Here is a 13339-nt window from a genome sequence, read left to right on the forward strand (position 1 = left end):
TTATGCAGCGCTAAGGTTAAAGCGCTGCATAAGCTCTTCGGTGACGTCGGTTACCTCTATCACACCGGCCACACTCCATAACTCATCTTCTAGCTGCTTAGCGCGGTGAATCGCGTAATGGCTGATGTAGTCCAATTCGCGTTGAATGTATTCGGTATCGGGACGGCCGACTCGAGACAGTTGCAAATTAAAGGCGTTAACTTGGCCGCGCCCAGCGCTTAATTGGACAAAGTTTCGCAGCTGTTGAATCGATTCAAAGTTGCCACTGCAACGCACTGCTAGCAGTTTATCGCTATCTTTGGCAGTGACCGTAATTACTTCGATGTTTTCTGGATTATCACTGGGTTTGTGGCTGCGTAATTGAGTGGCCAAAAAGCTGGCTAGGTTTTCACTGGACAAGAATTGGCTTAAGTCTGCAGAGTGTTTGCTGCTATCAATGTTTAGCCATTTATCACTATCTTGCGCAAATGCGCCGTAGGTGACGCATTTCACCTCTAGCGAGCCAGGTACTTTGTGAATGAACATGGCGCGACAAAACAGTGGGGCACACAAGATTTGCCGTAGCGCATCCGATAAACCGGCTATCGCCTTGCCTTCTGGTAGCGCTGGCAGTTTGTCTAAATTGTTGCTAATTAACTGTTGGAAGAAGCGACTGCCTTCGTGAGCATTGCCCTTGCTTTCTACCACTTTGAGGTTGTATACCGTTTTACTGTTATTGCAGTTGGTCACCTGATAGGGCAGGTGGGACAAACTGAAGTTTTTAACCAGCTTTTGTAACTGGGGTAGCGCCAAATAAAGGGTATCGCCAATCTCGTAGCTAAGCGGCGTTTCTAGCTCTATCTTCATCCCCGATACCGAGAAGTCGGCTGTCCAGCCCGTTTCCACTCCAGCGTCATTGGGGGCGGCGTTTTCTACCTCAACCAAGGAGCGGTGCTGATAACGGTTTTCTTTTCTTAGTTGCAAGTACTTATAGTTTACTTGCTCAAACTGGCCCTGCTTTTGTTTGCTTTGATTAAACAAAGACAGCTTGTTGGGGTTGCCCTGTAAGGGGTAACTATGCTGATAAGTTTGCTCTACTTGTTGGTTGGTAACATCGCTAAGTAGCCCAACCATGCTTAGGCCGTTTAAAGCCTTGGCGACGCGCTCGCGCTCGATGGGCGAATCTTTCTTGGGCAGCGGTGAGCTTACTTCTGCATCGCCCGCTGTGGCTGGGAAAAATTGAAATTTAAATACCTTCCAACTGGGTTTGCGACAGCCGTAAGCGAGGTAAAGCTCACGCAGCTCGGGGTGTTCTGCTAATTCTTCACTGCTGGCCGAATAGAAAAACAACTTATTATTGGCAGTATGGGTAAAGCAGTAGATCAAGCTTTCGCCCTGTTCCCGTTGCATGTAGCGTAGCATTCGTGGCGAATGAAATAGTTGAGAAAGGTGACTTTGATTACTTTCATCGCGCCAATAAGAAAAAATATCGCCGTTATTTTGGGTGGCTAGGGCATAACGCAGGCTTGGCGAGTTAGTGCCCGAAAAATACAGTGGCACGCTACTTAAGCGCGGCATTAGGTATTGCTCATAACCTTTAGTTATCACTGCCGCGGTGATGTTGTCTACATCCACTCGGTAGCGGCCTCGATAGGAGCGAAGAAAGTTTTTGAAAAATTGATTAAATTCTTCGCCTGGATCCACTACCACGAGCCGTACCCATTGTTGCTGCTTTTTCCGGTCGATACCGACTACACGGTATTCGGTCCCCGCACTTAGTACGCGGTTAACGAATTCTTTTTCTAGCCCGGTAAAGTAGATAAAGTAGTGCTCGCCCACTTCAAATGTGCGCTTCTCATCCACCTTGATGCGGATCCCCGATACCGACATATTGGAGGTTCTGGCATCAAACAGCTTGCCATTCACATCGGCAATTCTTAGTGGGGCGGTGAGGTGCATGCGTTCTTCGCTACGGCCTATATAGTGGCCTAAGCGAACAGCTCGGGCGATCACCTTTTTGGGTCTACGGGCGGCCGCCTCTTGCGGGCTGATATTCTTTTTCTGCATCACCTTGAAGTTGTTTTCAGTGTGTTGCAGTTTTTCAAAAATACCAAGAGTGTATTGCTGGTTGTAAAGCTTTAACTGTTGCTTGAAGACCTTGATGGCGATGTCATCTAAGAAATGGGTTTTACCTTGGTAGTGGAACTCCTTGCATTCACCGTCCACCTTGCCGCGTAAATCAACCAGCCGTTGGCAAGGCGTCGCCAAACGCTTCATTTCCATTTTTAGTAGGAAGCGTTCATTGTTACTTAGCCCTTCGGTAGCGCGCTTAAAGACTTGATTGAAGTCACTACTCTCCATCACCGGTAGTAGTCGCTCGATTAAGGCGTGGTGCTTCGTTTCTGGCATGGGGCTAGGTATCATTCCTTCAAGCTATGTTTTGATGTCAAATTTCTGTCTTAGTCTATACACTAAGCAAAGTTTGTTCCCTTAGCTAGATGAAAGATAACAAGTTTAAGGAAAATTTTAGCGTTTTGTGAGCGTTTGGAGGAAAAATGGCCAAAGTGAAAACGGCTTATGTGTGTAATGATTGTGGTGCCGACTTCCCACGTTGGCAGGGGCAGTGCAGTGAATGCAAAGCTTGGAACACCATTAGTGAAGTTCGCTTAAGTGCCGCTCCGTCTCGCAATGATCGTTTCACCGGTTACGCAGGCAGCACTGCCGGAAAGGTGCAGACCTTAGAAAACATTGATTTAGCTGAGTTACCGCGTTTCTCTACCGGCTTTAAAGAATTTGACCGAGTGCTGGGCGGCGGTGTAGTACCCGGCAGTGCCATTTTGATTGGTGGTAGCCCCGGTGCCGGTAAGAGTACCTTGTTGTTGCAAACCATGTGTGGCCTAGCACAGAGCATGGATACTCTGTATGTCACCGGTGAAGAATCTTTGCAGCAAATTGCTCTGCGTGCCCAGCGTTTGGGTTTACCGAAAGATAAATTAAAGTTGCTTGCGGAAACCAGTGTTGAGCAAATTGGCCAGATTGCCTTAGAAATCAAACCCAAAATGATGGTGATTGATTCGATTCAGGTAATGCACATGGCGGATATTCAGTCGGCGCCGGGTGGGGTGAGTCAGGTGAGAGAAAGTGCTGCTTGGTTAACCCGTTTCGCTAAGCAGCATAATATTGCCATGTTTATGGTGGGCCATGTGACCAAAGATGGCACCTTAGCCGGGCCTAAGGTGCTGGAGCATTGTATCGACTGCTCGATTATGCTGGAAGGCGATGCCGACGGACGTTTTCGTACTCTACGTGGTAATAAAAATCGCTTTGGTGCGATTAACGAGTTGGGGGTATTTGCCATGACCGAACAGGGCATGCGTGAAGTCTCCAACCCTTCTGCTATTTTCCTGTCTCGAGGTCAAGAAGCCGCACCGGGCTCGGTGGTGATGGTGGTATGGGAAGGGACTCGGCCTTTGTTGGTAGAGATCCAAGCCTTGGTGGACTATAGCCAGCTAGCAAACCCACGGCGAGTGGCGGTGGGCTTAGAGCAAAACCGTTTGGCCATGTTGTTAGCGGTAATGCATCGCCATGCCGGGGTGCAAATGTCTGACCAAGACGTGTTTACCAATGTGGTTGGCGGAGTTCGAGTGGCCGAAACCGGCGCCGACTTGGCACTGCTGGTGGCCATGGTATCAAGCTTTAGAAACCACACGCTGGCGCAAGATTTAGTGGTGTTTGGTGAAGTGGGGCTGTCTGGGGAAATTCGACCGGTGAGTAATGGTCAGGAACGACTCAATGAGGCGGCTAAACATGGCTTCAAACGTGCTATTGTGCCCTTAGGCAACCGGCCTAAGCAGCCGATTGCTGGTCTAGAAGTGATTGCTGTAAGCAAACTTGCCGAGGCATTAGAAGCGGTTTAATCCGCTTCTTTATTTTGGTCTACTAAGTGCTCTAGTTCGCGATGCAGTAGGGCGTCGTCACCCAGGTTTAACTCAATTAAGCGTTTTAAATGGCTGGCACTTTCTAGATCGAGGTGTAGGCACTTAAGCCCGATTTGTTGGTCACGTAGATGTTTCACTTCTACGTCCATGGTTATGCTCAACTCTTCAATCGCCACATCGCTTAAACTGAAGCTTAGGGTGAGTTGGGTCAACTCCTCATCCCAGTCATTCGGTAGGGTGACTAAGGCTCCTTGCAGGGATAAATCCAACAATTGGCATGACCAAGATTGCTCACCGTGATTTAAGTAGGCGGGGCGGTTGAACAGGACTCGCAAAAATTGACGGCGCTCGTGCATGCTTTATTTCCTATAGTTTCAATATTTCAATTCACTTTAAGCCTAGCGTAAATAAGATATTTTTACAGCTAAGCGGGTGGCTTTTGGGACAATGCCTGAGCAATTATTTGTTGAGTGTGTGAGGCCAATTCCGCTTCGCTCATGCTTGCGACCTGTTGGCTATCGATGGGTGGCAGTACCTCGATGCAAATCGGGTGATGACCGGTTAGTTTTAGGCTTTTTTTGGGCAGCGCTTGTGCCGTGCCATGAATAGCTATTGGTAGAATGGGTACATGGGCTTGTTTGGCTAAGGCAAAGGCGCCTAGTTTAAAGGGCTTTAATTTGCCGTCGGCGGAGCGACTGCCCTCAGGAAATAGATAAATGGAACTGCCGTTTTTAAGATGTTGCTCGGCCTGACGCAGCATTTTTTTGATGCTGTTTTTGTCACCTCGCTTGAGTGCCACATAGCGGTTTAGCCACATATTCCAGCCAATTAAGGGAACCTTAAATACTTCAATTTTAGATACCCATTTAAAGGGAATGAATAAGGCGAAGGACAGTAAAATATCTAAACCTGATTGGTGATTCGACACAATGACATAGGACTGTTGTTTGTCGACTAACTGTAGGCCTCGGCGTCTGACCTGCCAGTGCGGCACTATCACTAGGTACAAGCTGGCCCATGCACAGGTAAAGTAGTGCAATAAACGGAGCCGTTTATCAAAGCCGACTGTGAGCATAAATATGAGGCAGGCGCAGACAAAAAATATTACCGAGCTGAGGGCGATAAAGCTGAGAATAGCAAGTGATAGCAGTTGTAATAGCACTTTGGCCCCTTAAACAAAGTCCGGCTGTAATAAGCAATAAATTTTATTAATCAGTATATTAAGTGTTAACTAACAAGCTGTCACGTGAGCTATTTTGGATTTTGTTGGTTTTATTTATATCTTTAATGGCGACTGAGCGTAGTGGCTTATCGGTGCTTTTTTCACCTGATGGGCTGCTTAAGTGGCTGGCCGCTGGTTAAGAGAAGGCGCTTGTTGCTTGCCAAAATTTGCCGCATAGTGAGTCAAACACAACTTGTCTTGTGGGAGAAGAAATGTTGAAACGAGCGCTAAGCTGCACGCTTTATGTTCTTGTTGCCGCTTGTTTAGTGGCGGCTAAGCCGAATTTGGGTGGTTTTCGCCCACAGCAAATCTGTCAGGCGGCGCTAGCTAGTTTACAAGGCAGCGCCTTGAAAAATATTGATTTTTACCGCAGTCGGCAGCAACAGATGGAATTTCGACTTAGTCAAAGTGGGCAAACCCACAGCTATGTTTGTCAGTTAGATGGGGAGCGAGTGCTGTGGCGGCGTGCTCAAGATAGTCGTTGGCAGCTCAACCCTGAGCTACGCTTCCATTTTAATGCCAGTGCCAAGCAACTCTTTATTGGCCATTATCTTGGTCAGGCTAAACTGGCCGAATACTCTTATCGAGTTGGCGATTTTTAATTAGCACTAAGCAACCCAAGGACTTGATAACGGCGATTCGCATCAGCCGTTTATCCGCCTAACCTTGGATGCTTATCGTTGTTTATTCATTTGGTTTTTTCCTCCAGAGCAACTCACTGCTATCTAGTTGAAGATTTTGATATTGGTCTTTTTCTTGGTCAATAAATCTTGATTGAGGCGACTCTTCCTTGTATTCTTGCGCGAAATTCTATTCACGCTTAGTGAATATAACCACAAATTGTTGAAGAAAGAGTGATTTAATATGCGCGACACGAAGTCGGTAGCGGTGCCTTCCTCATCGGCGACCAAGGCCCCAAAATCTGTTCCAGCTTGGAAATTCATTATTCCCTCTATGTTGGGCATTTTCTTATTTATGCTGCCTTTACCCTACGACGGTTCTTATACTATTCCGGTAGCTATTTTGGCCAAATCCTTGGTGGCCATATTAGGTGATAGCGCCCTTTGGTTGATCGTGGCTTTAATTAGCGTGAGTGCTCTTATGTCGAGTTATGCCATGTTTGCCAAACCAAGCTGGCTGGGGAAAAATGCTTTATTAACTGCCTTATTCCAAGTCTCTAAAGTGTGGTACGGCGTGCGTATGCTGGGTTGGGTTTTGGTCTTAATTTGTGCCTTTAAAGTGGGCCCAGAAGCGCTATGGTCGGGAGACACCGGCGGCCTTATTTTGGCTGATTTGCTACCGACCTTATTAAGCGTATTCATCTTTGCCGGTTTGTTATTACCCTTGTTGCTAAATTTTGGTCTACTGGAGTTTGTCGGCACTTTATTAAGTAAAGTGATGCGGCCAATCTTTGGTTTGCCAGGGCGCAGCGCCGTGGATTGTATTGCCTCTTGGTTGGGGGATGGTAGCGTAGGTATTTTGCTAACCAATAAACAATATGAAGACAAACATTATACCCAGCGTGAAGGGGTGGTGATTGCTACTACTTTCTCTGCGGTTTCTATTACCTTCAGTCTAGTGGTATTGGCCCAAGTTAATTTAGAGCATATGTTTGCCCCGTTCTACCTTACTGTTTGTGTAGCGGGCTTGGCTGCGGCGATCATTGTGCCTCGCTTACCCCCGCTTTCTGGTTTTAAAGATTACTTTGTTGATGGCTCTTCGCGCCAGCAAGACGACGAAGTGATCCCCGCTGAATACACCACTACCGGCTGGGCCTATAATTTAGCTATCCAACAAGCTGGGCGAGCCAGTCATCCTAAGCAGCTATTAAAGCAAGGCCTACACAATGTATTAGATATGTTGTTGGGGGTACTGCCGGTGATTATGGCGGTGGGTACGGTGGCGCTAGTGGTGGCGGAATATACACCTATCTTTAGTATTTTGGGTAAGCCCTTTATTCCTGTATTAGAACTGTTACAGTTACCAGAAGCTGCCAAAGCGTCGGAAACCTTAGTAGTAGGTTTTGCCGATATGTTTATTCCGTCGATCTTGGCCGCGTCAATTGAAGCCGACATCACCCGTTTTGTTATTGCTGCGGTGTCGGTGACTCAGTTGATTTATCTATCGGAAGTGGGCGCCTTGATTTTAGGCAGCCAATTACCGGTTAAACTGTGGCAGCTATTTGCGATATTTTTGATTCGTACCATTGTAACCTTGCCGATTATTGCTGCTATGGCCCATTTATTCTTTTAAGTATCAGTTTTCTGGAGAACACATGAGCTATCAAGCTGCGGTATTTGATATGGATGGATTATTACTCGATAGTGAGCGGGTATCTTACGATACCTTTGCCGCCGCCTGTCACGACTTAGGGATTGAGTTTAAAGAACAGGTGTATTTAAAAATTATTGGTACTAATGCTCAGCAAATCAAACGCATCATAGTGGATGGTTATGGCCCAGAACTTCCCTACGATGAGCTTCGTGCGCTGTGGTTAGATAAGTACCACGCAATTACTATGCATCAGGCATTGCCGGTAAAAGAAGGTGTGGTAGAGCTATTAGAGTGGCTGAAGAGTAAAGCCATTCCTATGGCGGTGGCCACTTCTTCTAATCGCCAAGTGGCTCAGGTTAAGTTAACTAATGCTAAGTTGATTGATTATTTTGATAGTCTTTCCACTGGCTGTCAGGTCACTCATAGTAAGCCTCACCCTGAAATCTTTTTGACGGCAGCCAGCACATTATCGGTGGCACCAGAGCGTTGTTTGGCCTTTGAAGATTCGGATAACGGAGTGAGAGCTGCGGTGTCTGCGGGCATGCACGTTTATCAAATCCCCGATTTAATCGAACCTAGCGAGCAGCTTAAATCCTTGGGCCATCGGATCTGTGGTTCGCTTAGCGAAGCCTTAAGCGAACTACGTTAAGCGAGACTAACAGCCAGTAGTGTTTTTTTGACGCTGCTGGCTGGCATTGTTTTTGCTCTTATCGAATTATCGTAATTCGACTTGAGCAAATGATGATAGAAATTCAAATCAGTAACAATGTACAAGCTAGCCTTCCTCGAGAACTTCCTTGTTTACAACACGCGGCCTTAGCCCATAGCTGGAGCGCCCATGCCTTTGCGGTGGCCCAGCATGAGTGTTTAGCCGTGATTGAGCGAAACAGTGGTTATGTCATGTTGTTCTTCGATTTATGCCAAGAAGATTACCGCCACTTCTCGCGAGTTTGCCAGTTGCGCTTATTAACCGAAGCCATCGCTGTGGCTGATTTAGCCGAGGATGAAGCGCAGGCCTTAAAGCAAAACATGTTGGCTGATTTTCAAACGGTATTGGTTACCGATGGGGTGAACCATGCTATTACGCCGCAGCTGAAAAAGATCCAAGCTTTAGTATTAGGCTTGGCTAAGCGAGAAGGTAAAGTGCCTAAGCAACAATTAGATGAGTTTCGTTGGGGAGTGATCTTAAATGATTTCGCTCAACGCGATAATGGTGCTAGCCCTTATGCCAAGATGCAACAGCAATGGCAGGCCATCGCTGCTCGTAGTTATTCTGGACCAACCTGCGCATCAGGCAGCGCTGAGCGAGTGCTTCACTAGCTAAAAATGGCTTGCCATAGATCGTTATATACTGCTTAATCAGTTTTTTAGCGAATGTTTAAGTGGCGAGTTTGTCTTTTATTGGTGTTTCATCATCCCGATTCTATTTGGGTCTAGCTTCTTCTTTGGCGGCATCTTGTATGTTCGCCTTTTTGCCTTGGTATACCCATCAGTTCCCGATAAATGAAAGCAGTGGCAACTGGCTAGGCGCGCAGCGAATTCTCTGGAGTAGTGCACTGATGCTGCTAGGAATGTTTGCCTGCAAGCAGCTGCCTTTGGTGGTACAACAGCTTAGGGCTTGGCGAGCTTGGCCAAGACTATATTTGGCCGCTTTGTTGGTGGGCTTACAATTGTGGTTATTCATCTGGGCCCCAGTTAATGGATATACCCTGTCGGTGGCCTTAGGCTACTTTGCTCTGCCCTTGGTGCTGGTCCTGATTGGGCGCTTTGTTTACCAAGAGCGCTTGAGCCGCTTGCAATGGTTGGCGGTAGTGCTGGCGGCACTGGGTGTGGCTTATGCCTATTTGTTGGCTGACGGTTTGTCGTGGGTGGTATTGGTCATCGCTTTAGGCTACCCCTTATATTTCATGTTGCGCCGTAAATACCCCTTACCGAGTCAGGTTTCTTTCACCTTGGATAACTTATTGTTACTGCCGATTGCGCTGGCTTATTTGTGCTTGAATGACAGCGGAGTGACGACTGAGGGCTTAAGTGATAGCTGGTATGCACTTGCTCCCAACTTATATTACTTAGGTTTAGGCATTGCTGGTACGGTGCCGATGTTATTGTTTTTATTTGCCTCAAATTATCTACCGATGACCCTATTTGGTTTGCTGGTTTATCTAGAGCCGATGCTGGTATTTGGCGTAGGCTGGCTATTAGGAGAACGTTTAGCCGAAGGCCAATGGCCAACCTATGCATTTATAGTACTGGCCTTAGCGGTATTAGCGCTTGATGGTGTGCTCAGCTTCGTTCGGCAAAAGGCTAGGGGATATGTAAGTTAACGAGTAGTGGGCGGTGATCGCCGCCTACCGAATTAACCACCTGAGCGGTGCTAAAGCTAAGATTGGCCGAACTCAATACATGGTCAATGCGTATGCCGTGCCAAGAGGTATATTTGGTGTAGTTTATGCCGCTACCTACCTGATTGATAGCATTGCGCTCGGTTGATAAATAGCGTTGATAAATATTCTCTTGAACGCTCATATTAAAGTCGCCGGCGGCAATGTAGTAGTCTTGCTGTTTCGCCCAAGAGGCCAGTAAAGAAGTTTGCATATTACGGGTAAAGTGCAGGTCTTGAAACTCTTGTTCATCCACCAAACCATGGATTAACGCCGCTAGAGTAGAGCGTGGCGTTGGCAAATGAACATTGGCTAAGCTGATGGTCTTCCCTTGAATTTGGCTATGATAAAACACTGCAAAATTCCCCCTGCCGCCAAAACCGGTTCTGGATAAACTACCAATGTGTTCAAGCGGTGTTCTGCTTACCGTGCATAAGGTATCGCAATGGCTATACCAACTGGAGTCAAAAATTTGTTTTATAATTTCGGCTTTGGTTTCTTGCATAAAGATAATATCAGGCTGGTGAAACGCCACTAAGCGGCGAATTTGCTCAATATTGGCACCTCCACCACTATTTAGCGTCATAACTCTTAGTTCGCCTCCTTGCTGTTGCGGCAGGTTTAGTTGAATGTCTTGAAAACGAACGAATACCAGCGCACACAGCGCCCAAACTAGCCACTGCCATTTTTTGGTCAAAGGAAACAGTAACAGCGGTAATGCTAGCAGCAGCAATGCCCACCAACGAGGGGAAAATAGCAGTAAATAGCTGATGGTAATAGCTAGGGTGTTATCAGGAAAGTAGCCCAGTGAAGCCACTAGACCAGCCATTAACAGGCTAAACAGTGTTACTAGAATCGAGCTGAACTGCAGCAGTTTTCGCATAATCGGCCTATCCTTGGCGGACTTATTTATTGCAAGGGTGAGTAAGCAGAAACCACGGTGATGGACGTCGCTTACTTAAATAAGCATATTATCTTAGCCAAACTAATCGTAAACTTTTTGTCACGCTTAGCGCTTTGCTTACCCGCTAAAACAGGTACTGTTTTTTGACATTATTGTTGCTTTGTTTATTCAATTAAGCAAGAGTTTAGCTTCTGTATTGAAGCTGGATTGAGTTTTCAAACAGATTTAACAAGGTGAGTCTAATGTTACCGTTGTTACCGTTGTTGCCGTTATTGCTAGTGTTTCTGGTGGTTATGTTGTTGGTATTGTATCGACGTGAAGGGCATGAGAAGCTTTGGTTGCGACTGCCCACTTTAGATGAGTATCGCCAAGCCAGCTCGCAGCCCGCCGAACAGCCACTTAACTGTAAATATTGTCATAGCGAACAAACCTGGGAATATGGCTTGGAGAGTGTAATGGACTATCGTCGCGAATGCGCTTGCCTAGCCTGTGGTAAGCGCTTATGGCGAACTGAACAAGCCAGTATGCCAGTTAGCTAGGCTATACTGGTTTAGCGCTGTTGCTTAGCTTTGTTTGAGCGTGGTGATTTGCTTGGGCCAAGTTTGTTGGCGACCAGCTTGTTTAGCCTGATACAAGGCTTGGTCGGCACGCTCTAGCCAGTCATCGATACTTTCTTTGCCATTAAAACTGGCAATGCCCGCCGAAAAACTCACCTTTAATTCTTTGGGAGCGGGTTGATTGATTAATTCCGCTAGCAGTTTTTCGCTGGTTTGATAGGCCATATCGAATTCTGCGTCGTGTAGTAAAATAATAAATTCTTCTCCGCCATAACGAAATACCCGATCGTTAACTCGGGTATGCTGCTGCAGAAAGCCGCTAAACCACAGCAAAATTTGGTCACCAAGTGGATGGCCATGTTGATCGTTGATTTGCTTGAAGTGATCCAAATCCAACATGATCAGGCTACAGTGAATTTTACTGCGTTTATATTGCTGCTGGGCCTTTTGTAGTTCGTCAAACAAGGCCCGCCGGTTGTAGCAGCGGGTTAGCGAGTCCATAAAGGCCAGCTCTTTTAATTCAATGTTTTGTTTTACCAATACTCTGGCTAGCCCCCAGGCAAAAATATGGGAGGCAATCACGCCAAGAGTAAAACGTAAACCTTGATGTAAACCAAGGTGTTGCATACCCAAGATGATTGCCGCAAGGCTTACGGCAAACACTAAGCGCTCGGCGACATACAGTGGCAGGTGAATAAAACAAGCCAAAATTAATGCCGGAACAAAGTATTGGCCATGCATTTGCGATTGGGTAAGCGCCACCAATACCGGGGGAATAGCCAATAATAAAAACCACATGTCGGCGGTTTTATAGCGCTGAGACTCGGGTTGGTTAAACAGCAGAAATAATGAGATTAAAACAGCCAAGGTACAGGGTAAAACAATCAAGCCAAACCAGGTTATGCCAAACAGCAAATGAAAGATGGTGAAGTACGCACTAGGAATGAAGCCTGCTAGGTGCATCACCAGACTCATCTTGCGTTCTGTGTATTCGACAGGAGACCATCCCGCTACCATATTGCCAACCTTAGTGGGGTTACTAAAATGCAATTAACTGATTGCTATGTATTTAAAAATAAGATGATTTTAGCTATTCAGTCAACTTTAAGTTAGCTGGTTTACGGCTCTTTAGGGAGTTTTCTACAGCCTGCTAGGTGGCTTAAGGCATACTGCTTAATCAATTGTACAAAACGTTCTAATAGTTGTGGGTTGTCGGCATCGTTACGGTATACCGCATACATGGGTCGCCAAATGGCAGGCTCGAAGGAGTGTTGTTGAATCAGTTGTTGTTGTAGGTAGTTTTCTACGGCCCAATAAGGCATGGCGGCGACGCCCATGTTGGCGGCGACCATTTGCACCAAGGTGGCTGGATTGTCGGCGTATTTCCATTGTGCCGGCTCTAGCGCCTGCGGCTTGAGCAAGTAGTTATAAACATCTAGCCGCTGTTTGGCCACCGGATAACTAATGAGAGTATGTTGCTGCAGATCGGCGGCTACGATTGGCTGGTTGGGGCTAAATGGTTGCTGCGGTGAGGCAATTAATACCATTTCATATTCAAATAGCGCTTGATAACAAAGCTGGGCTTGCGGAATAAATTCTGAACTCAGTAGCAAGTCCGCCTCGCCAGCCAACAGCAAGGGCAGACCTTGGTAATCCCGGTCATGGCAAAAATGACTATTCACACTGGGCCATTGCTGCTGAAATTGGCGCAAGCTGGGTACTAGCCACTGAAAACAAGCATGGCAATCAAGGGCTAAGTTAAGTCGTTGCTGCGGACTGTTTAACTGTTGCTCGGTATGTTTGATGAGCGGCAATACCTGTTGCGCGAGTTGTAGTAGGGTTTGACCACTCGCAGTGAGACGAGGCGGTTGTTGTTTTCTGATCACCAATGACTCGCCGATGCGTTGCTCTAAATCTTTGAGTTGATGAGATAGCGCCGAGTCGGTAATAAACAGTTTTTCGGCGGCACTTTTTAAGGAGGAACTAGTGGCAATGGCTTGAATACAGCGCAGGTGCTTTAGTTCTAACATTGCTTCTCCTTCTCTTGGTAACGGTCACTGCCCAGATTAAGTGGCCCCTCCTCG

At 46.7% G+C, this 13339-nt stretch carries 13 protein-coding genes; 7 read left to right on the forward strand and 6 right to left on the reverse strand.

What is annotated here, in order from left to right; all coding sequences use genetic code 11:
- Nucleotides 1-2388: a PilZ domain-containing protein gene (locus tag AR383_RS17585; protein ID WP_055734310.1), complete on the reverse strand. Its 2388-nt coding sequence runs from the start codon at nucleotides 2386-2388 to the stop codon at nucleotides 1-3.
- A 146-nt stretch (nucleotides 2389-2534) separates the two neighbouring features.
- Between AR383_RS17585 and radA the strand changes: the two genes are divergently transcribed.
- Entirely contained in the window at nucleotides 2535-3896 is a 1362-nt protein-coding gene (gene radA, locus AR383_RS17590; protein WP_055734311.1) for a DNA repair protein RadA, read from the forward strand.
- Here radA and AR383_RS17595 read toward each other — a convergent pair.
- Together AR383_RS17595 and AR383_RS17600 are read right to left on the reverse strand one after the other, a co-directional pair.
- Nucleotides 3893-4273, reverse strand: a complete 381-nt coding sequence (locus AR383_RS17595) for a PilZ domain-containing protein (protein ID WP_055734312.1) — start codon at nucleotides 4271-4273, stop codon at nucleotides 3893-3895. The genes radA and AR383_RS17595 overlap by 4 nt on opposite strands.
- A 68-nt stretch (nucleotides 4274-4341) precedes the next feature.
- Nucleotides 4342-5079, reverse strand: coding sequence for a lysophospholipid acyltransferase family protein (locus tag AR383_RS17600; RefSeq protein WP_055734313.1), 738 nt, complete (start codon nucleotides 5077-5079; stop codon nucleotides 4342-4344).
- Between the two features lie 272 nt (nucleotides 5080-5351).
- On the opposite strand from AR383_RS17600, the gene AR383_RS17605 reads away from it, so the two are divergent.
- From AR383_RS17605 to rarD, 5 genes are all read left to right on the forward strand, one after another.
- Complete coding sequence (locus AR383_RS17605) at nucleotides 5352-5741, forward strand: hypothetical protein (protein WP_055734314.1); 390 nt, start codon at nucleotides 5352-5354, stop codon at nucleotides 5739-5741.
- A 262-nt stretch (nucleotides 5742-6003) separates the two neighbouring features.
- A complete protein-coding gene (locus AR383_RS17610; RefSeq protein WP_055734315.1) occupies nucleotides 6004-7392 on the forward strand; it encodes a YjiH family protein in 1389 nt (462 codons plus the stop codon).
- A gap of 22 nt (nucleotides 7393-7414) precedes the next feature.
- A complete protein-coding gene (locus AR383_RS17615) occupies nucleotides 7415-8062 on the forward strand; it encodes an HAD family hydrolase (RefSeq protein ID WP_055734316.1) in 648 nt (215 codons plus the stop codon).
- Between the two features lie 89 nt (nucleotides 8063-8151).
- Nucleotides 8152-8733 (forward strand): hypothetical protein, encoded by a 582-nt coding sequence (locus AR383_RS17620; protein ID WP_157051785.1) that lies wholly within the window; start codon nucleotides 8152-8154, stop codon nucleotides 8731-8733.
- A gap of 62 nt (nucleotides 8734-8795) precedes the next feature.
- Complete coding sequence (gene rarD, locus AR383_RS17625; protein ID WP_055734318.1) at nucleotides 8796-9737, forward strand: EamA family transporter RarD; 942 nt, start codon at nucleotides 8796-8798, stop codon at nucleotides 9735-9737.
- On the opposite strand, the gene AR383_RS17630 is transcribed toward rarD, so the two are convergent.
- A complete protein-coding gene (locus tag AR383_RS17630) occupies nucleotides 9718-10677 on the reverse strand; it encodes an endonuclease/exonuclease/phosphatase family protein (RefSeq protein ID WP_055734319.1) in 960 nt (319 codons plus the stop codon). The genes rarD and AR383_RS17630 overlap by 20 nt on opposite strands.
- 263 nt (nucleotides 10678-10940) lie before the next feature.
- On the opposite strand from AR383_RS17630, the gene AR383_RS17635 reads away from it, so the two are divergent.
- On the forward strand, nucleotides 10941-11237 hold the full coding sequence (locus AR383_RS17635; protein WP_055734320.1) for a hypothetical protein: 297 nt from the start codon (nucleotides 10941-10943) through the stop codon (nucleotides 11235-11237).
- Nucleotides 11238-11261: 24 nt separating this feature from the next.
- Here AR383_RS17635 and AR383_RS17640 read toward each other — a convergent pair whose 3' ends face one another.
- Nucleotides 11262-12272, reverse strand: a complete 1011-nt coding sequence (locus tag AR383_RS17640; protein ID WP_083481674.1) for a GGDEF domain-containing protein — start codon at nucleotides 12270-12272, stop codon at nucleotides 11262-11264.
- A gap of 101 nt (nucleotides 12273-12373) precedes the next feature.
- The gene (locus tag AR383_RS17645; RefSeq protein ID WP_055734322.1) at nucleotides 12374-13285 is read right to left on the reverse strand and encodes a LysR substrate-binding domain-containing protein; all 912 of its coding nucleotides are present in this window, start codon (nucleotides 13283-13285) and stop codon (nucleotides 12374-12376) included.
- Nucleotides 13286-13339 lie beyond the last annotated feature (54 nt).

This window comes from Agarivorans gilvus (assembly GCF_001420915.1).
Taxonomy (GTDB): domain Bacteria; phylum Pseudomonadota; class Gammaproteobacteria; order Enterobacterales; family Celerinatantimonadaceae; genus Agarivorans; species Agarivorans gilvus.